The following is a 19,966-nucleotide window of genomic DNA, read 5'->3' as shown; positions in this document are numbered from 1 at the left end:
ATTCCAGTGGCTTAGAACGGCATCTGGCACTGCCGGGTGCTCAGGGTGGAAAGTCCGATCCTGCTCCCCCAGCCGCGTATCGAGCTGCGCTCCCCAGTGCGGAGAAGAAATGGCCATCGTGTTCGGCAAGGCAGTCAGAAATGCCGTTCGGGGCTGAATGCTACTGCCGGCCTGCAGTGCAGCCATTCCGGATTGGCTGGAATCGAATGCGGCACGCCAATGCCAGTTGCGACAGGCGCAGCTGCCCGGAATCGTCCCGGGCCGAACCGGAACGGAGAGCTGCACAGTGCATTCGTCTTTCCAGCGAAGGCCCTCCAGGCTGAGGACGAGCTCAGTTTCGCAATCACGTTCGCCAAGACTTCGGATGCAGCAGTTTCGACTCCCGTTTTGGCGCTCGGCATGGCCGAGCCGATGGCCGGGGCGTTCTTCCAATGCTGCTCCCCTGCCAGAAAGAATGCCCGGCAGGCACCATGCCCTCCAGTCCTGCTTCAGAATCGTTTGAATTGGATGACGGAATAACTCTGGACGCATCGACCGGATGGCAGAATCTCGCTGCAAACAGGACTGTGTGATCAAGGGATATATTGGATCTTCGCTACGGCCTATCGCACCAGTGTGGCTGGTTTCCCACTGGACAGGGCGGCTGGAGTGTCCACTTTTCAACTTCCGTCGACATTCCATGTCATGCTGCCTTGAAGCGGCTCTGAGCTTGGGCCGAGGTCTTCTTCCGTGTGCCGGAGACCTGCTTGCTCCTGCTATAGCTCCATACCGGCGGACCAGGCTGCGGGAGTGCTTATTCAGTAGTTGATGCCCGGAACCATTTTGAACGGCAGATATGGCATCCCTGGGCATGGTTGACAGGTTTGCCTGGTACTGGCCCGTTGAAATCGAAGCAGCTGGCCGCCTGGCCAGGCTAGGCCTAGAAAGTATCGGTGTAGCGAGGCGTGCGTGTGCCCACTCGCTGCAACGGCACGAAGAGCTTGTAGCGGTCTGAGCGGTAGAGCGAGACCGAGTAGTCGGCTAGCCGATCGCCGATGTAGGCATACCGGGTGATCTGCAGGAGCGGGAAGCCTGGTTCTACGCCCAAAAGCACGGCTTGCCGCTTGCTCGCCGCAGTGCTTTCCACCTGGTCCTCACCCCATTCGAGCAAGATGCCATAGCGCTCGTGCAATGCCTGATAGAGCTTTGACGGCGGCTCGCCATCCACAAAGCCAGGCACGAGATCGGCAGGCATATAGTTCTCGTCCAGGCTCATGGGGGTGCCATCGGCCAGCAGCAGGCGTTTGAACTGGACGACTGCAGTACCCTCCTCCACCATCAGCTGCGAGGCCAAGGTGGCGCTGGCTTTGATCTCCGCGAATTCGAGTACATGGGCATCGGGAACCATGCCACGGCGCATCATATCTTCGGAGTAGGAATGCAGGCGGACACGAAGGTCCAATTTTTCGGGCACGACGAACGTGCCGATTCCCACCACGCGTTTAAGCACTTGTTCATCCACCAAGGCATCGATGGCTTGGCGGATGGTCTTGCGGGCCACGCCGAAGTGCTCTGCCAGCACGCGTTCGGGCGGAAGCTTGTAGCCGGGTTTGCAGGCCTCGCGCGCATGGGTCTTGAGAATCTCTCGGATTTGCCGGTACTTGCTTTGCCGGCTGGCCGGATCAAGGTGCGCCTGGACATGTGGCTGCGGTGCGTGGCGCATGCTGCTTCTCCTTGATCCAAATATCCTGACGGCCTATCGCCATCGAGGAACCCCTATTAAAAGACTAACGGGACGACAAGCAAAATTGCTTGTCGTCCCGTTAGGGTTACTTCCTAGTGAGCGTGATCGCCACGGCTGTATTCGTACACCCAGCCGGTCACGCCAACGACGGCCAAACCGGCGCCGATGAAGAAGACCCACCAGCCCACAGCGAGGCCAAGGAAGCCAATCGCTGCAGCCGAAGCCAGGACCAATGGCCACCAGCTCCATGGGGAGAACATTCCGATATCGCCGGCGTTCTCGTGGATTTCGCCATCCACGCGGTCCTCGGGCCTGTTGCCAACGCGCTTAGCGGTGAATAGCAAGTAGCCACCTACCATCGCGGACAATCCGACCAGCATCAGCAATGCCAGGAATCCGACCCATTCGCTCCAGTTGGTCATGTAACCGTAGACAATCGCTACTGGGGTGAAGAAGAAGACGCCACCCAGGAAAATCCAGGATTCAACTTTCATCGTTACACGTCCTTCTGGTCAGCCGAGCCGAAGATCTTCGCAACCGGAGTTTCGGGGGTTACCCGTCCACTCAGTTCCGGGTGGTGCAGATCCAGTGCCGGACGCTCGGAACGGATGCGAGGGATCGAGTGGAAGTTGTGTCGTGGTGGAGGGCAAGAAGTTGCCCATTCCAGCGACGCGCCGAAGCCCCATGGATCATCAACTTCGACCTTCTTGGCGTTTCGGTGGGTTACCCACACGTTCCAGAAGAATGGAATCATCGACGCACCCAGAATGAATGCGAAGACGGTCGAAACCTGGTTCATGGTGGTGAAGCCATCTTCAGGCATGTAGTCGGCGTAGCGACGTGGCATGCCCATAACGCCCAGCCAGTGCTGGATCAGGAAGGTGCCGTGGAAGCCGATGAACAGCAACCAGAAGTGAATCTTGCCAAGACGCTCGTTGAGCATCTTGCCGGTCCACTTCGGCCACCAGAAGTAGAAGCCAGCGAACATCGCGAACACAACGGTACCGAAGACTACGTAGTGGAAGTGAGCCACAACGAAGTAGGTATCCGATACGTGGAAGTCCAGCGACGGAGCCGACAGGATAATACCGGTCAGACCGCCGAACAGGAAGGTGATCATGAAGCCCATGCTCCAGAGCATTGGGGTTTCGAAGGTGATCGAGCCGCGCCACAGGGTTCCGATCCAGTTGAAGAACTTCACACCGGTTGGAACTGCGATCAGCATGGTCATGAAGCCGAAGAACGGCAACATTACCGAGCCAGTGACGTACATGTGGTGTGCCCACACGGAAACCGACAGTGCAGCGATCGAGATGGTCGCGAAGACCAGGCCCTTGTAGCCGAAGATCGGCTTGCGGGAGAACACGGGGAAGATCTCGGAGACGATGCCGAAGAACGGCAAAGCAATGATGTAGACCTCAGGGTGCCCGAAGAACCAGAACAGGTGCTGCCACAGTACGGCACCGCCATTCTCTGGATCGAAGATGTGGGCACCGAAGCGGCGGTCTGCACCCAGTGCGAACAGCGCAGCTGCCAGTGGCGGGAAAGCCATCAGGACCAGCAACGAGGTGATCAGGGTGTTCCACGAGAAGATCGACATGCGCCACATGGTCATGCCAGGTGCACGCAGGCAGATGATCGTGGTGATGAAGTTGACGGCGCCAAGGATGGTACCGAAGCCCGACAGTGCAAGGCCGAAGACCCAGAGGTCTCCGCCGATTCCTGGCGAGAAGGTGGTGTTCGACAGCGGAGCGTAAGCGAACCAACCGAAGCTAGCTGCACCCTGTGGGGTGAGGTAGCCGGCCAGTGCGATCAGCGAGCCCAGCGAGAAGAACCAGAAAGCCAATGCATTCAGACGTGGGAAGGCCACATCCGGGGAACCGATCTGCAGGGGCATCATGACGTTGGCGAAACCTGCGAACAGCGGGGTCGCGAACATCAAGAGCATGACGGTGCCGTGCATAGTGAACAGCTGGTTGTACTGTTCCTTGGTCTGCAGGATCTGCATGCCTGGTTCGAACAGCTCTGCACGAATCAGCAGCGCCATAACGCCACCGACACAGAACAGGATGAACGAGCTGATCAGGTACATGTACCCGATCTTCTTGTGGTCGGTCGAAGTAATGTAGTCGACGAACAGACGACCCTTGGACTTCGGCACTACGGCTGGAGCAATCGACTTCACGTCGTCAGTTGCATATTCAAACGTTGTCATGATTACTCTCCTTCCCCGTGCTCTACTACGACGCCGTTAACAACATCTGGCTTACGGTCGTACTCTTCACCAATGTGTCCATCTTCCATCTTTGCCAGCTGAGCCTTGAACTCGGACTCATTGACAACCTCGACGTTGAAGAGCATCTCGGAGTGGTACTCGCCGCAAAGCTCGGCGCACTTTCCGTCGTAGCTGCCTTCAACCTGTGGAGTCAGGTAGATGTAGTTGGTCTTGCCTGGGATCATGTCCAGCTTCTGCAAGAAGGCTGGTACCCAGAAGGAGTGGATGACATCGCGGCTATTCAGCTCAAGGGTTACCGACTTGCCCGCTGGCAGGTACAAGGTTGGCAGTTCTTCGCGAACGCCTTCCGAGCCATCGGTGTTCAGGTGAGCCTGTTCGCCGGCGTAATACTTCTCGGTGCCCTGGTAGCTGTAGTTGAAGTCCCACGACCATTGCTTGGCTCGGACATCGACTACGACCTCAGAATCAACAGGGGCGTTGATTTGCTTTTCCAGGGTGTTGTTGAAGCTAAAGAAGACTAGAACAAGGACCAAAGGAATGGCCGTGTAGAAGATCTCCAATGGCAGGTTGTAGCTCAGCTGACGCGGGTAACCCGTATCGTTCTTGCGGCGGCGGTAGGCGATGACGCACCAGAGCATCAATCCCCAGGTCAATACGCCGACGACAATAACAGCGATCCACGAGTTAACCCAGAAATCCTGGATTGCCCCGGTGTGGTTGGTGGTGTCGCGCTCCACGTTTGGGAGCCAACCGCGTTTTGCCTCCGCTGTACATCCCGTCAACAGCAATGCGCCAGTGCCGACTAAAGCCAGTACTTTGGCTTTAGCGGACCCGCGACTGCCGGTTCGGTCTTGCGAACTCACAGACGGCCCTTCCTCTTTGTTGGTGCAGAATGTGGTCTTCATAAGTCACCTCGTGGTTTAAACGAGTTGCACGGTGAGGTGGCTCACGAAGGGAAACATAGTTTTACTACTTAATGTAGAGCTTACCCTCTTTGGGGTCAGAATGCCGAAAAACGCCGCTGTGCTAACGAGAAATTTCTTCAACGTTTGAACAGCGGCGTTTGTTCCCTACGGCCTAGTGGAAGGAATCTCCACAGGCGCAGGAACCCGATGCGGCCGGGTTGTCGATGGTGAAGCCCTGCTTCGAGATGGTGTCCTCGAAATCAATGGACGCGCCAGCGAGGTACGGGACGCTCATCTTGTCAACGATGACCTCAACGCCATCGAAGTTGCGTACCGCGTCGCCGTCGAGCATGCGCTCATCGAAGTAAAGCTGGTAGATAAGGCCCGAGCAGCCACCTGGCTGCACGGCGATGCGGAGACGAAGATCATCCCGGCCTTCCTGTTCCAGAAGCGAGCGAACCTTGTCCGCCGCCACGTCGGAAATCTCTACCTCATGGGTAGGCACCTCGGTTGGATCGCCCTTGGTCTGGTCAACAGATGCAGTCATGATTTTCCTCCCATACTGCTCGATGCGGCACCAAGCTCCAGATTTTTTACTGGAACCGGCACCTCTGTTCTTGCTTCTATCCTACGTCGCTACGCTGAAGAATTCTTCCCCTGCGTCTCTCCGTATGACACGGTTCATAGTCCCTTGGCGTTGATCCTCGCCAGCATGAGGGCTTCAGCCTCAATTGCGTGCTGGAAGTCGCCTAGATGCAGCGACTCGTTGGCCGAGTGCGCACGCGAATCGGGATCCTCGACACCGGTCACCAGGATCTGCGCCTTCGGGAAAACTTCCAGCAAATCTGCGATGAATGGAATTGATCCACCCAGGCCCATATTCACTGGTACAACGCCCCAAGCTTGTTCAAGCGCCCAGCGCGCAGTGTCATTTGCCGAAGCGTCCAGGTTCGCCTTGTAGGCGTTGCCTGCTTCGGTGGCGACAAATTCAACCTCGGCGCCGCGAAGATCAACGCTTTTGACGTGTGCTTCAAGGGCCTTGAGCGCATCTGCAGGATTCTGCCCTGGGGCCAGGCGCATCGATACCTTGAAACGCGTTGCCGGCAGCAAGGTATTCGACGAGTGGTCGACACTCGGGATATCCATACCAATCACGCTCAGTGCTGGTTTATTCCACAAGCGGTCGGTGATCTTGCCGGTGCCGGCAAGCTGGAAGGATTCCAGAACGCCGGAGTCCCTGCGGAATTCGGCTTCGTCGAAGTCGACTTCAGCGATGTCGTTGGCAACCAGGCCGGCAACGGCAACAGAACCGTCTTCGTTGTGGAAGCTGGAGATCAACTTGGCGGCGAGGATCGGGCCATCGAGAACTGGTCCGCCAAACATGCCCGAGTGAACTGCATGGTTCAACGAGCGGACGGTGATCTCCGCTGCGCACATGCCGCGCAGCGAGCTGGTCAGTGCTGGGGTTCCAACCGACCAGTTGGACGAGTCGGCAACTACGATCACATCTGCTGCCAACTTGTCCTGATGGGCTTCGAGGAAGTTGCGGAATGATGGGGATCCTGCTTCCTCCTCCCCCTCGAAGAAGTAGGTTACGCCGACGCCGAAATCGCCAATGAGGTCAAGCACGGCGCGCATCGCCGCGATGTGGACCATGATGCCGGCCTTGTCGTCAGCGGCACCGCGGCCGAACAGCCGGTCCCCTACCTTCGTGGCTTCGAATACCGGGGTGTTCCAGTCCGCCTCGTTGCCGGGAGGCTGGACGTCGTGGTGTGCGTACAGCAGCACGGTTGGCTTTCCGGGTGCCGCCTTGCGCTGGGCTACCACGGCAGGTGCGCCCATAGCGCCGTTCTGCGCAGGCTCGCGCAGGATTTCCACGGTCTCCATCCCGGCCGACTTGGCCAATTCGGCCACTGCCGCAGCCGATTTTTCCAGGTTCTGCGGGTCGAAGGATTCCCATGCGATGCTCGGGATCGCGACCAGGGAAGTGAGCTCTTCGAGGATCTTCTCGAAGTTCGTTTCGATGTGGCTTTTTAGCGCGGCAATATCGACGCCGCTTGCAACAGCGTCGAAGGTAGTATTTTCGGTCATGTCTTCAGCCTAGCAATTCCTCGCGTATCGAATGTCACGCCGATAACTATTTCCGGCTAGAATAGAGGGGTGTTTGGACGTAAGAAGGATGAACCTCAATCCCCCGTAAATGTGGAGTCTGCCCAGCAGGCCCCGGAAACAACCGACGGCCGCAAGACTGGTCCAACGCCCAAGCGCAATGCGCAGCAGGCGAACCGTCAGCGCCCGTTGGTTCCTACCGATCGCAAGGCCGCTAAGGAAGCCCAGCGTCAACAGCGTGTTGAAGCGCAGAATCGTTTGCGCTTAGCCAACGAAACTGGCGATGAACGCTACCTGATGCCACGCGACAAGGGTGAGCAGAAGCGCTACACCCGTAACTTCATTGACTCTCGCTGGATGTTCGGCGAGTTCATGATGTTCATCATCCTGGCCTTCTTGGTTGTCTCGCTGGTATTCCAGCGCAACCTGCAGATCCAGATGTTTGTGCAGGCGGCCCTCTGGGTTGTTATCGCACTGATCATCATCGAAGCAATTGTGACGACCATCCTCTTGAAGAAGCGCCTGGTCGCCAAGTTCGGCCACATGGAAAAGGGCGTACGCATGTACGCGGCAATGCGTGGAATGCAGTTCCGCAAATTGCGCCTGCCAAAGCCACAGGTCAAGCGCGGCGCAAATATCGACTAGTCGATACCGCTAGACCGCAAAGGGGCAAGCTCGCTGAGCTTGCCCCTTTCTAGTTAATTGCTTAATTGAATAACAATGTTCAAAGTTTGTGGATCCAAGTACAAGATGAAGCAAATTCGGCGATTGGAATATCGTTGCCGCGACGCATTTCTGCCAATCACTGTCCGTGCTCGCAGCATGCGGCCTTGTTGGCCCCGATACAAGGATTCATCCCGGTCGGCATCCGTTATTGCGACTTTCTCCCCTAGCGCGGCTGACCTTGCCTAGTCCCCTGATGCAAGTCGCGTTCAAAGCTGTTGCAGGCAGAACGTACGCAGAAGGTGGACCCAGTTAACGCGAAATGGCTCCGATTCTTTGCGAATCGGAGCCATTCCGGAGGATTTGGGAAATTCCACTCCAAAGAACTAGAGCATGCGCTCCAGGTCCTTATTGATCGAACGTGCCCAGAACGGACCCTCGTAGAGGAATGCGGTGTAACCCTGTACCAGGTCCGCGCCTGCGTCCAGGCGTTCCTTCACATCCGCGGCATCTTCCACGCCGCCGACGGCGATCAGAGCCATTTCGGCCGGAACGAGTGAACGCAACTGGCGAAGAACTTCAAGTGACCGCTGCTTGAGCGGAGCGCCAGATAGCCCGCCGGCGCCAATCGCTTCAACCTTGGACGCATCGCTGGTCAAGTTCTCGCGACCGATGGTCGTATTGGTGGCAATAATGCCGTCGAGTTCAAGTTCCATGGCCAAGCGTGCAACGTCAGCGACATCCTCATCGCTAAGATCGGGAGCAATCTTGACCAGCAACGGAATATGGCGGCCGGCTACCTTGTCAGCCAACTGGCCGACTTCCGAAAGCAGCGGACGAAGAGAGTCAACGCTCTGGAGCAGGCGCAGACCAGGGGTGTTGGGGCTCGAAACATTGACGACCAGGTAATCTGCGTGGATCGCCAGCTGGCGGGTGGACGCGAGGTAATCCCCTACCGCGTCTTCCAGCTCTACGACCTTGGTCTTGCCGATATTCACGCCGATGACCGGGCGGGTTCCAGCGTAACCAGTCTTGAGCTCTTGGCGAGAACTGGCGACACGGGCAGCGACAGTTTCGGCGCCTTCGTTGTTGAAGCCCATCCGGTTGATTACCGCGCGGTCCTCGACCAAGCGGAAGAGCCGCGGTTGCGGGTTGCCGGACTGGGCCTGTCCGGTGACGGTTCCGATTTCAACATGGCCGAAACCGATGTCGCTCAACGCCAGGATTCCGGTGGCGCCCTTGTCGAAGCCAGCAGCCAATCCGAATGGGGACGGGAAGTCGATGCCCATAACGGTGCGCTTCAGCTTGGGTGCCGGAGCGAAGAACTTGCGAGCTGCCTTAGTGAGCCCTGCGCGTTGCGCAGTCTTGATCGCGTTGAATGCAAAATGGTGAGCCTGCTCAGGATCCATCTTGGTGAACACGTGCTTGAAGACCAGTGGGTATATGCGCATGGAACCATTTTCCCGTGAAGAACACGAAACAGACAACTTGAGATGGGTAGTATTCAAGATATGAAGCACTTCGTTGTTCCAGAAAGCAGCAGTTGGCCAGACTTTATGTCTTCAACTAGGCCGGGGCAATGGGTTGAAGATCCCCTCGGGCCTGATTTTGAGCACCAAACCTTGGATTTCGGCGTCGATGCAGAAGGACCGGCCGTCGCGACCTTGGTCCGCTATTGCCCGGCTGGATTCAGGAATCGGCTCGGACGACGAGCCCAGGGAATTGTTCTGAGCGTGCATGGCTGGAGCGATTATTTTTACAACCGCGATCTGGCAGCTTTCTGGCATCACCATGGATACCATTTCTACGCACTTGATCTGCGCAGGCATGGACGCAGTCTGAGAGCCGAACATGCTTTGCCGGGTTATGTCGATGACTTGGCGGACTTCGATGAGGAGCTCAATGCGAGCTTGGAACTGCTGCGTAATGAGCATCCACAATTACCGGTGGTTGCCCAAGGGCACTCGACGGGCGGCTTGATCCTCAGCTTGTGGCTTGCGCGCCAAGCCCCGGGCATTAAAGCTCTGGTCCTGAATGCTCCATGGCTTGAGTTTCAGGGAACGGCGTTCCTGCGCATTCCTTTTCACGGCCTTATGGAAGCGATCACTCGCACGAATCCGCGCAGGAAGCTCAACGGACCAGAATTCGATCATTACTGGCAATCGCTAAGTACTGATAGCCATGGCCAGTGGGACGTTCATCGGCTATGGCGACCACGGATCGCTTTTCCGAATACCGCGGGATGGCTGAAAACGATATTTGATGGCCATGCCCTAGTTGCGAAGGGGCTGAAACTTCAACAGCCGATCTTCGTCCTCACCTCGGATCGCACCCATATCGGCACGAGCTACTCCCCTGACATGCAGCACTGCGATTCGGTACTCGACGTTCAGCAAACGCGCTTGCGGGCGTTGAAACTAGGCAGTTTCGTTACTTTGTCCGAAATTCCTGGCGCAATGCACGATGTGTTCACCTCCGCTGAGCCCGCCAGATCCGCAGCATATCGAGACCTAAGTCTCTGGTTGCGATTGGTGGGAACAGCGCTGAAAACGTCCTAGGCCTGTGGCTTGTCGATAGCTCCGCCGTAACGGCGATCGCGTTTGGCATATTCTTCTACGGCGGTAAACAGCGTTCGCCGGTCGACATCCGGCCAAAGCTGGTCGAGGAAGACCATCTCTGCGTATGCCGACTGCCACAGCAGGAAGTTGCTTGTGCGTTGCTCGCCACTGGTTCGGAGGAAAAGATCCACATCAGGCAGTTCCGGAGCATGCAGGTATTTGGCGATAGTCTTTTCACCAACCGAGCTAGCGCGAAGCCTGCCGGCTGCAACATCCTGGGCAATCGCGCTGACAGCGTCGCCTAGTTCTGCGCGCCCGCCGTAGTTCACGCACATGGTCAGCTGGCAACCCAGGTTGTCTTTGGTGAGTTCTTCGGCTTCCTTGAGTTCATAGATAACCGATTTCCAGAGCTTGGGTTCTCGACCCGACCAGCGTATGCGGACGCCCCATGAGTTCAACGTATCGCGTTGGCGGCGCAGAACATCACGTGAGAAGCCCATCAGGAAGCGCACTTCCTCAGGGCTGCGCTTCCAGTTCTCGGTTGAGAACGCGTAGACAGAGACGTACTTGACGCCCAGCTCCACGGCTCCGGCCACCACATCAAGCAAAGCTGCTTCGCCTGCACGGTGCCCCTCGGTACGAGGCAATCCCCGCTGGTTCGCCCAACGTCCATTGCCATCCATGACGATAGCTACGTGTTCAGGGATGAGTTCCTGCGGAATGGCGGGCATCTGCGGATGATCCGGATGCGCATAAGGAGCAACGGGGCCTCGGCGGCCGGTGATCTTAGGAAGCTTCTTCAATTTCTCTCCACAAGACGTAGGGAATTCACGGCACGCTCAAGGTGCCACTGCAAGTAGTTGGCCACGATATCTGCTGCTTGCTTGCGCGCTCGAGGTCCTGCTTCTGCCACGGTGGACCAGTCCCCTTCCAGCAGCGCCTGCAGGTATTCAATGGTGACGGGGTGCGGCGATAACGATCCAGACGGGCGGCATTCTGGGCAGACGACCCCGCCAAGCTGGACGTGGAGCGCTTGATGCGGGCCAGGCTTGCCGCAGCGCACGCAGTCGGTAAAGGACGGCGCCCAACCAGCAACCGAGAGGGCCCGCAAGATGTAGGAGTCCAGCACGGCTCCGGAATCGACTCGCTGCTTGGATAACAGGGCGATCGCACCGTGGAAGAGCTGATACTGCTGGAGGGCTGAATCGCTTTCTGTTTCCAGCAGTTTTTCAGCGATCTCCGACATGGCGTTGGCCACCGTGTAGCTCGGGTAATCCATGACCAGCAATTGGCCGTATGGATTTCGAAGTTGTGCCTGGGAGACGATATCGAGGTTGCGGCCCATCACCAGAAGCGCGTCGACTTCCATGAACGGTTCCAGCGTGGCACCCATCCTCGACGAGGTCCGGCGTACGCCTTTCGCCACCGCACGGACAATCCCATTGGGTGTCAGCAGGGTGATGATGCGATCGGCTTCTCCCAGCTTGTGGGTACGCAAGACCAAACCACGGGTGTGGTAGCTCTTGGAGGCGAAACCTGATCTGGACACGGACAATATTCTCCCACTTCAACTCCCAAAGTTCTGAATCCAACGATTCCTATGGGTGTCGATTCGTCCCTGGGCGCGGTAGCTGCAGGAGCAATCCGGCATCTACCGGGCCCGAGGAAAAGGGGTTCAAGGCGTCTCTTGACTTGAATTGAGCGGGAACACCGACAGCGACGCAGTTATCAGGCAGGTCAGTTGCGACCACGGCATTCGCTCCTATATTGCACCGGCTACCTACTTGCACGCCACGCAATACCGTGGCACCGGATCCAATCATGCAGTCGCTGCCGATGACGGTTGTAGCTGGACCGGCAGACCCGGCTGCCGCGATAGTGGCCCCCTGGTAAATCAATGTTCTGGATCCAATTACCGTATTAGGCCCGATAACGACACCAGTGCCGTGATCGATGAGAACGGGACTGCCAATAACAGCAGAGGGATGGATGTCGATTTGCGTCAATGATCGGGCAATGAGCCTGATGATTTTCGACAGACCCCTGGTTGTCTTGCGCTGCCACAGCTGGTGAGTAACCCGATGCATCCAGATCGCGTGCAAGCCCGTTGAAGTAGTTGCTGTGGCCAATAGTCCTTGTGCTGCCGGATCGCCCGCAATGACCGCGCGGATTTCATCCATGAAACGGGGCAAAGCTTTTCCCTTCCCTTGTCGGCGCTTGCTTGCCAGCCGCCCTGGCAGTACCGGGAAGGCAAAACGCCACGGCCAGCGTGGTGAGGCTGGCCGTGGCGTCGAGCTGGCAACAAGGTGGTGCCGCAGACCTACTTGCTGTCGCGGATCGCGCGGTTGACAGCCGAAACTACGGCCTTCAGTGCTGCAATGTTGGTATTGGTGTCCAGGCCAATGCCCCACAGGATGCGATCTCCCACGGCGCATTCGACGAATGCAGCTGCACGGGCGTTGCCGCCTTCGCTCATGGCGTGCTCGGAGTAGTCCAGCACGCGCAGATCCACGCCGTCATCGTTGAGCAGCTTGACCAGCGCGGAGACCGGACCGTTGCCCTGGGCGCTGCGCTCATGGGCCACGCCGTCGATGATCAGCTTGGTATCCAGACGGAAGCTTCCGTCCTCCGCCGAAGCCGCGGTCGCCGAAGCGATCTGGTAGTAGCCCCAGGGGTTCATGCCCGAATCTTCGCTGACCGGCAGGTACTCATCCTGGAAAACGTCCCAGATGCGCTGCGAGGAGATCTCGCCGCCCTCGGTATCGGTCTTGCGCTGGATGACGCCGGAGAACTCGATCTGCGCGCGGCGCGGCAGGTCCAAGTTGTAGTCGTTCTTCAGCAGGTAAGCAACCCCGCCCTTGCCGGACTGCGAGTTCACGCGGATCACGGCCTCGTAGGAACGGCCGATGTCCTTCGGGTCGATCGGCAGGTAAGGAACAGCCCAGACCAGGTCGTTGATGTCCTTGCCTTCAGCCGAAGCCTTGGCTTCCATCGCTTCCAGGCCCTTCTTGATTGCGTCCTGGTGCGAACCGGAGAAGGCAGTGAAGACCAGATCTCCGCCGTACGGGCTGCGTTCAGCCACTGGCAGCTGGTTGCAGTACTCGACGGTGCGGCGGATGTGGTCCATGTCCGAGAAATCGATCTGCGGGTCGATGCCCTGGCCGAACATGTTCATGCCCAAGGTCACCAGGTCGACGTTGCCGGTGCGTTCGCCGTTGCCGAACAGGCAGCCTTCGATGCGGTCGGCGCCGGCCAGGTAGCCCAGTTCTGCCGCGGCCACTCCGGTGCCGCGGTCGTTGTGCGGGTGCAGCGAGAGAATGATCGAGTCGCGGTTGGCCAGGTTGCGGTGCATCCACTCGATGGAGTCGGCGTACACGTTCGGGGTAGCCATTTCCACCGTGGCCGGCAGGTTCAGGATCATCTTGTTTTCCGGGGTCGCTTCCAGCACCTCGGCTACGGCCTCGGAAATGCGCTTGGCGAAGGCCAGCTCGGTCCCGGTGTAGGACTCTGGCGAGTACTCGTAGGTGATCTTGGTGCCGGTCAGCTGCTCTTCGTACTTCTTGCACAACCGGGCGCCCTGGACGGCGATGTCCACGATGCCGTCTTCGTCCTGGCGGAAGACGACTTCGCGCTGCAGGATCGAGGTGGAGTTGTACAGGTGGACAATGGCCTGCTTGGCGCCTTCCAGCGCTTCGTAGGTGCGCTCGATCAGGTGCTCGCGGGACTGAGTGAGCACCTGGATGGTCACGTCATCGGGAATGCCGCGCTCGATCAGCTGGCGGACAAAGTCGAAGTCGGTCTGCGAAGCCGACGGGAAGCCGACCTCGATTTCCTTGAAGCCCATTTCGACCAGCAGGTCGAACATCTTGTGCTTGCGCTCCGGGCTCATCGGATCGATCAGCGCCTGGTTGCCATCTCGCAGGTCGACCGCGCACCAGCGCGGGGCCTTGGTGATGTACTTGTCGGGCCAGGTGCGATCGGGCAGATTGACCTCGATCTGATCCTGGAATGGAACATACTTGTGGATTGGCATGTTCGAAGATTTCTGCATGTTCTGCATTTCTGTGGGTCCCCTAGACAAAATTAGTGCTTAGTTTGTGGGGCCAGACAAGAGCTACTCCGCGACGAGGGGTCGGCCTGTAGACCACTAGCGGTCCTTTGGATCCTCGCAGCGGCTAAGTAGTAGTAGAAGCTCGAAATGCACGAAATGAGCATAGCACCGCGCTTTGGAGGCAAGTGAAACTTATGTCACTTGCGTGTCACATAGTGGACGTTCGCCTTGCGCAAGGCGGCGGACAGGATGCCCAAGCAGGCGAACAATGGGGCTCATGGAGCTAAGCACCAGGGAGGTCCATGGATGGAGGCGATCAGCATCGGCGCTGGAATCCATGGGCTGCGTACCGGTGCTTCTCCCGCGGAAAGGCTGGCCCGGGAGATCCAGAGTGCGGGCCAAGCAGCCGGTTAACCAGCTCGTCCCCCAAAACCGGTCTGGTCTTGAGGGACGAGCTACGCATTTTCCAGCGCTGAGGTGCGCAGCCTAGAAGCCGAGACGTCCAAGCTGCTTCGGGTCGCGCTGCCAATCCTTGGCAACCTTCACATGCAGGTCCAGGTAGACCTTGGTGCCCAGCAGCTTCTCGATGCCCTGGCGGGCGTTGGTGCCGACCTCGCGCAGGCGCGAACCGCCACGGCCAATGATGATGGCCTTCTGGCTGGAGCGCTCAACGAAGAGCGAGACGTGGATGTCGATCAGCGGATTGCTTTCGCTGCGTCCTTCGCGGGGAACCATCTCTTCGACGACGACGGCCAGCGAGTGCGGCAGTTCGTCGCGCACGCCTTCAAGGGCGGCTTCGCGAATCAGCTCGGAAACCATCTTGGCTTCCGGCTCGTCGGTCAGCTCGCCGTCCGGGTACAGCGGCGGGCCCACTGGCAGGTGCTCTGCCAGCACGTTGGCCACCTCGTCGACCTGGAATTCCTTGACAGCCGAGACCGGAACGATTGCGGCGAAGCCGTTCTCGCCGAAGTTCTGGGTACCCATTTCGGCCACCGCAACCAGCTGCTGCGCGAGCTGTTCGCGGTCCACCAGGTCAGCTTTGGTGACCAGGGCGATGATCGGCTTGCGCTGCAGCTGAGCCAGCTGCGTGGCGATGTAGCGGTCGCCCGGGCCGATCTTCTCATTGGCCGGGATGCAGAAGCCGATCGCGTCCACCTCGGAGAGGGTGTCGGCGACCAGGTCATTCAGGCGCTGGCCGAGCAAGGTGCGCGGACGGTGCAGGCCCGGGGTATCGACCAGGATCAACTGCGCATCCTCGCGGTGCACGATACCGCGGATAGTGTGGCGGGTAGTCTGCGGCTTGGCCGAGGTGATGGCCACCTTCTGGCCCACCAGCGCATTGGTCAGGGTCGACTTGCCGGCATTCGGGCGGCCTACGAAAGAGGTGAAGCCGGAGCGGAAGCCCTCAGGCCATCCGCTGGATGCAAGCAGGTTGTGGTTTTCACTCATGTGAGGAATCCTCGTCGTTCTCAATATGGTCGGATGCATCTGTTTCCAGACGCTCTACATGGATTTTGCCGATACGGTTGCGGCGGCCCGCGAGGGCCACCACGGTCAGGCGCAGGCCGTGCACTTCAGCGGTGGAACCGAGTACCGGCACCGATTCCAAGGCCTTGGAGAGCAGGCCGCCGACGGTGTCGACGTCCTCTTCCTCGATGTGCATGTCGAAGTGGTCGGCAATATCGTCAATGGATGCCGCCGCCACGGCGAAAATCGACCCGTCAGGGTTCTGGATCAATTCGGCCCTCGAACGATCATACTCGTCATCGATTTCGCCAACGATTTCCTCAAGCAGGTCTTCCAGGGTCACCAGGCCCGCGGTGCCGCCGTACTCGTCGATGACGATGGCCAGGTGGATGGATTCCTGCTGCAGTTCCTGCATCAGCTCTGCTGCCGACTTCGATTCGGGAACAAAGCGGACCTTTCGCGCCAATTCGGCCAGGGTCCGGGCCTGCTGCAGACCGTGGATCTCGCGGATCAGGTCCTTGAGGTAGATGATGCCCTGGATATCATCGGTGTCCTCGCCGATCAGCGGGATGCGGGAGAAGCCCGAGGCGATGAACAGGTCCATGGCGCTGTGGAAGGAATGATCCGCATCCAGCACCACCATGTCGGTGCGCGGCACCATCACCGAACGAACGCTGGTCTCCTCCAAGTCGATCACCGAGGAGATCAGTTCGGCCGATTCCTCATCCAGGTCCTCGCCTTCGGAGGCGCGATCCACCAGATCACGCAGTCGTTCCTTGCCCAGGTAGCCGTCGCCATCCACGCCGCCGGGGCTCAGCGCCTTGGCGATGGATGCCAACCACGTGGTGATGGGTCCGAGCACCAGGCGCAGGAAGCGGACCAGGGTGGCGGTGGACTGCACGACGTTCTGGGCGTTGGAACGCCCGTAGCGACGTGGCGACACGCTGACCAGGACGAATCCCAAGGCGGCCATCGCAATAGTGGAGATCATGCCGATCAGCCACACATTCTCGATCCACTGCGAAACGAGCAGGGCTACAGCGACAGCGGAAGCGGTCTCGAACCAGATCCGCCAGAACTTCACTGCCTGGGCGTGGGTTTCTGTTTCATCCAGAATTGCGGACAGCGATTTGGAATTGGACTCGGCGCGCAGGCGTTCAGCAGCGTGCCGGGATAATGCGTAGAAGGCTGAGTCTGCGGCAGTCAGCACGGCCGAGAAGGCCATGAAAACAAGGGCGAGAATCAGCAAAATTATTTCCACGGGGTTATTCCACCGTTTCCTTTGGCGCGGGGCGGCCGGTGTAGCTCTCTAGCAGCTGGCGCTGCAGCGCAAACATCTCTTCCTTTTCTGCTGGCTCCATGTGGTCGAAACCCATGAGGTGCAGCAGGCCGTGGGTGGTCAGCAACAGGATTTCATCGTGGGTGCTGTGGCCCCCGGCCTTGGCCTGCGCTTCGGCGACGGCAGGGCAGATGACGATGTCGCCAAGGATGCCGCTCTCCCCCGGCGCACCGGCAGTTCCTGGGCGCAGCTCATCCATCGGGAAGCTCATCACATCGGTGGGGCCTTCGAGGTCCATCCACTCGACGTGCAGGGCGCTCATGGCATCCTCGTCGATGAAAACGATCGATACTTCGGTTTCCGGATGCAGGAACATTGCCCGCATCACCGATTCTGCCAAGGCGTTGACATCCTTGAGATCGACGTCGTATTCGGTTTCGTTATTTACTTCAATGCTCATTTGCTGCGGCGTCCCCGGTTGTGGTCTTTGCGTCGGGTGTCATCCCAACGGTCGTAAGCAGTAACGATGTCGGCAATCAGACGGTGGCGAACCACATCCGAAGAGTCGAGTCGGCAGATGCTGATGTCGTCGATGCCGTCAAGGACATCGCTGGCCATGCGCAACCCGGAGGTCGCATTGTTGGGCAGATCCACCTGGGTGACATCCCCCGTCACTACCATCTTGGAACCGAATCCCAGGCGGGTCAGGAACATCTTCATCTGTTCACTGGTGGTGTTCTGCGCTTCATCCAGGATCACGAAGGCGTCATTGAGGGTGCGTCCACGCATATAGGCCAGCGGAGCGACCTCAATGGTTCCGGCCTCGAGCAATTGCGGAATGGTTTCCGGATTGATCATGTCGTGCAAGGCATCGTAGAGCGGGCGCAGGTACGGGTCGATCTTCTCGGTCAACGAGCCCGGCAGGAAGCCCAGCTTCTCCCCTGCCTCAACGGCAGGCCGGGTCAGGATGATGCGGTTGACCTGCTTGTCCTGCAAGGCGGCGACGGCCATGGCCATGGCCAGGAAGGTCTTGCCGGTACCGGCTGGGCCAATGCCGAAAGTAATTGTCGAATCCTCTATGGCGTCGACATAGCTCTTCTGGTTCACGGTCTTGGGGCGGATGGAACGTCCGCGCCCCGAGAGGATCTTCAGGCCCAGGACGTCGGTGGGTGCATCCGGATTGCCGGCGCTGAGCATCTTGATGATCTGCTCGATCGTTTCGGCGCTCATGCGCGAGCCGCGAGTGGCCAGCGAACGGGCTTCTTCCGTGACGCGCTGGGCCTTGCGGACTTGCTGCGGTTCACCTACCAGAGCCAGGGATTGGCCGTTGGGGCGGAAGCTCACCTGCGGGTAGGCGCCGGAGAGAATACGCAAGAGCTCGTCATTGGGACCGAGGGTGGCAATCATGAGCTCAGCTGTATCGAAACTGATGGTGAGCGATGCGGATCCGTTCTCCGCTGTCGCCTTATTCTGTTCAACCTGCATGCAGTGCGCGGCGCCCCTTTGCGAGCTTGGTGGTAATCGTGATTTGTCCTGCTTGCCATTCTATCGAGTCGCAGGCCAATCCGGAGAAAATTCAGGTCTCAGCGTAAGCAGTAGAACCTGAAAGTAGTCTTGAATGATGCTAATCGGGGCAAGTGGCGAACATATAGATTTGGTTACGGATTAGTAAGTTGGGCCATTTTTCTGCAGTTAGCCGCTTCTGATATGGCAAGCTTGAGAGCGGTTCCAATACGGCCAGGAGCCGCAACAGCTAAAATCACCACGGATTGGTACGCAGTGCAATCAAGGATCTTGCGGAAGATTCCACGCCGATTCGGCGTTTTGGGAATCACTGCCGCTCTCGTCGTCGCCGCAGGATGCGGTCTGACGAATCGCGAGAGCTCCTATGAGATGCCATCGACCGCCGTGGCTGAATCGCTGAACCTGCCGAACGCCACCGACGCTGGCGAGGATGTCGGCATCGCGGCTAGCCTGCCCATCTACTGGCTGGAAAACACCGATACCGGCGTGTTCCTGTACCGCGAGTACATCGAGGACACCCGCCATCAGGAACCCATCGGCGATGCGATCTGGACGCTGCTCTCAGCCGACCCGATGAAGCCGAAACGCTATACCCATTTGAAGCCCACCGATGAAATCGGGGTTTCAATCAATAATGCGAATGTCATCACCTTGGATCTGCCGGCCAAGGTCTTCAGCGCCAATCTCGACCAGGGCCTGTCGGAGCGCGCCATCCAGCAATTGGTCTTCACCGCTACGGCAGCTGCCGCCAGCGCTGGACTGGTCGTGGGCGAGCTTCCCGCAACGGTCCGCATCCTGGTTGACGGCCAGGCAAATGCCACAGTCTTCGACGGTTTCCGGCTCAAGGATGTCTACGAGCGCGATGCGGCGTTCATTGCACCGATCTGGATCATCGATCCGCAGTTCAACAAGACCTTGGCGGATGGCTCGATCAAGATTAACGGCCGAACCACCCAGTTCGACATCGGCACCTTCTACTCCTTGCAGCGCAAGGACGCCGACGGCAAGCTCACGGTGATGACCGCTCAGAAGCAGGTCAACCCCGGGCAGATCAATGCCGACGGTTCATTCACCCTGACCACCGATCTGCGTGCCGGCTCATACCGCCTGACTTTCTGGGGCGTTGAGACCGAATCGGACCATCTGGTCGGCAAGGTCACCAGCGACTTCCGCGTCGAGTAACGCAGCATCCAGCGCTGCAGCCCCCGCCGGAAGCCCTGGACATGAACCTGGGCGCCCATTGTCCGGGCCAGCTCCTGAACTGGTGGCGGCTGAGCATTCTTGGCCTGCTGGCAGGATTTCCAGTGCCGTTGCCTTGGACAGCGTCGTGATCCGATCGGCTGCCGCATCCGCGTATCCGGCCCGCAGCGACTTCGCGTTCCCCGGTCCGAGGCCTTTTCTCGGCTCGAACCCGTTGCACCGGCCGGAGACGAAATTGCTCCGCAGATCCC

General features: G+C 58.8%; 18 protein-coding genes. 3 read left to right on the top strand and 15 right to left on the bottom strand.

The annotated features are described in order from the left end of the window. Positions 1 to 919: 919 nt before the first annotated feature. The 6 genes from ACNPN0_RS05195 to ACNPN0_RS05170 form a co-directional block, all read right to left on the bottom strand. Positions 920 to 1,702, bottom strand: coding sequence for a GntR family transcriptional regulator (locus tag ACNPN0_RS05195; RefSeq protein ID WP_105658348.1), 783 nt, complete (start codon positions 1,700 to 1,702; stop codon positions 920 to 922). Positions 1,703 to 1,815: 113 nt separating this feature from the next. Then, on the bottom strand, positions 1,816 to 2,217 hold the full coding sequence (locus ACNPN0_RS05190; RefSeq protein WP_332504116.1) for a cytochrome c oxidase subunit 4: 402 nt from the start codon (positions 2,215 to 2,217) through the stop codon (positions 1,816 to 1,818). A gap of 2 nt (positions 2,218 to 2,219) precedes the next feature. Continuing rightward, positions 2,220 to 3,938 (bottom strand): aa3-type cytochrome oxidase subunit I, encoded by a 1,719-nt coding sequence (gene ctaD / locus ACNPN0_RS05185; protein WP_105658346.1) that lies wholly within the window; start codon positions 3,936 to 3,938, stop codon positions 2,220 to 2,222. Between the two features lie 2 nt (positions 3,939 to 3,940). Next, positions 3,941 to 4,822 carry an aa3-type cytochrome oxidase subunit II gene (gene ctaC, locus ACNPN0_RS05180; RefSeq protein ID WP_105658345.1) on the bottom strand — a complete coding sequence of 294 codons (882 nt, stop codon included), beginning with the start codon at positions 4,820 to 4,822 and terminating at the stop codon, positions 3,941 to 3,943. Between the two features lie 214 nt (positions 4,823 to 5,036). Continuing rightward, on the bottom strand, positions 5,037 to 5,411 hold the full coding sequence (locus ACNPN0_RS05175) for a HesB/IscA family protein (RefSeq protein WP_105658344.1): 375 nt from the start codon (positions 5,409 to 5,411) through the stop codon (positions 5,037 to 5,039). 134 nt (positions 5,412 to 5,545) lie between these two features. Next, positions 5,546 to 6,955, bottom strand: a complete 1,410-nt coding sequence (locus tag ACNPN0_RS05170; protein WP_448938709.1) for a M20/M25/M40 family metallo-hydrolase — start codon at positions 6,953 to 6,955, stop codon at positions 5,546 to 5,548. Positions 6,956 to 7,024: 69 nt separating this feature from the next. On the opposite strand from ACNPN0_RS05170, the gene ACNPN0_RS05165 reads away from it, so the two are divergent. Then, a complete protein-coding gene (locus ACNPN0_RS05165) occupies positions 7,025 to 7,618 on the top strand; it encodes a DUF3043 domain-containing protein (RefSeq protein ID WP_105658342.1) in 594 nt (197 codons plus the stop codon). Between the two features lie 404 nt (positions 7,619 to 8,022). On the opposite strand, the gene ACNPN0_RS05160 is transcribed toward ACNPN0_RS05165, so the two are convergent. After that, positions 8,023 to 9,087 (bottom strand): quinone-dependent dihydroorotate dehydrogenase, encoded by a 1,065-nt coding sequence (locus ACNPN0_RS05160; RefSeq protein WP_448938710.1) that lies wholly within the window; start codon positions 9,085 to 9,087, stop codon positions 8,023 to 8,025. 60 nt (positions 9,088 to 9,147) lie between these two features. Here ACNPN0_RS05160 and ACNPN0_RS05155 point away from each other — a divergent pair, with 60 nt between their 5' ends. Beyond that, entirely contained in the window at positions 9,148 to 10,194 is a 1,047-nt protein-coding gene (locus ACNPN0_RS05155; RefSeq protein ID WP_448938711.1) for an alpha/beta hydrolase, read from the top strand. Here ACNPN0_RS05155 and ACNPN0_RS05150 read toward each other — a convergent pair. The 8 genes from ACNPN0_RS05150 to ACNPN0_RS05115 all read right to left on the bottom strand — a co-directional run bounded on the left by ACNPN0_RS05150 (position 10,191) and on the right by ACNPN0_RS05115 (position 18,476). Then, the gene (locus tag ACNPN0_RS05150; RefSeq protein WP_448938712.1) at positions 10,191 to 10,997 is read right to left on the bottom strand and encodes an isoprenyl transferase; all 807 of its coding nucleotides are present in this window, start codon (positions 10,995 to 10,997) and stop codon (positions 10,191 to 10,193) included. The genes ACNPN0_RS05155 and ACNPN0_RS05150 overlap by 4 nt on opposite strands. Beyond that, positions 10,994 to 11,743, bottom strand: a complete 750-nt coding sequence (gene recO, locus ACNPN0_RS05145) for a DNA repair protein RecO (protein ID WP_105661281.1) — start codon at positions 11,741 to 11,743, stop codon at positions 10,994 to 10,996. Before recO ends, ACNPN0_RS05150 begins: the two co-directional genes overlap by 4 nt. Positions 11,744 to 11,792: 49 nt before the next feature. Continuing rightward, a complete protein-coding gene (locus ACNPN0_RS05140) occupies positions 11,793 to 12,281 on the bottom strand; it encodes a serine O-acetyltransferase (RefSeq protein ID WP_448938849.1) in 489 nt (162 codons plus the stop codon). Positions 12,282 to 12,514: 233 nt separating this feature from the next. After that, a complete protein-coding gene (leuA, locus tag ACNPN0_RS05135) occupies positions 12,515 to 14,254 on the bottom strand; it encodes a 2-isopropylmalate synthase (protein ID WP_105658338.1) in 1,740 nt (579 codons plus the stop codon). A 477-nt stretch (positions 14,255 to 14,731) separates the two neighbouring features. After that, the gene (gene era, locus ACNPN0_RS05130; RefSeq protein ID WP_448938714.1) at positions 14,732 to 15,694 is read right to left on the bottom strand and encodes a GTPase Era; all 963 of its coding nucleotides are present in this window, start codon (positions 15,692 to 15,694) and stop codon (positions 14,732 to 14,734) included. Next, positions 15,687 to 16,973, bottom strand: coding sequence for a hemolysin family protein (locus tag ACNPN0_RS05125; RefSeq protein WP_105658336.1), 1,287 nt, complete (start codon positions 16,971 to 16,973; stop codon positions 15,687 to 15,689). Before ACNPN0_RS05125 ends, era begins: the two co-directional genes overlap by 8 nt. A 4-nt stretch (positions 16,974 to 16,977) precedes the next feature. Beyond that, complete coding sequence (ybeY, locus tag ACNPN0_RS05120) at positions 16,978 to 17,451, bottom strand: rRNA maturation RNase YbeY (protein ID WP_105658335.1); 474 nt, start codon at positions 17,449 to 17,451, stop codon at positions 16,978 to 16,980. Then, positions 17,448 to 18,476, bottom strand: coding sequence for a PhoH family protein (locus ACNPN0_RS05115; RefSeq protein ID WP_332486201.1), 1,029 nt, complete (start codon positions 18,474 to 18,476; stop codon positions 17,448 to 17,450). Before ACNPN0_RS05115 ends, ybeY begins: the two co-directional genes overlap by 4 nt. Positions 18,477 to 18,785: 309 nt before the next feature. Here ACNPN0_RS05115 and ACNPN0_RS05110 point away from each other — a divergent pair, with 309 nt between their 5' ends. Continuing rightward, positions 18,786 to 19,697 carry a GerMN domain-containing protein gene (locus ACNPN0_RS05110; RefSeq protein ID WP_332728102.1) on the top strand — a complete coding sequence of 304 codons (912 nt, stop codon included), beginning with the start codon at positions 18,786 to 18,788 and terminating at the stop codon, positions 19,695 to 19,697. The last annotated feature ends 269 nt before the right edge of the window (positions 19,698 to 19,966 follow it).

The organism is Glutamicibacter sp. AGC84, assembly GCF_053543575.1.
This window is presented reverse-complemented; position numbering and strand designations above follow the sequence as displayed.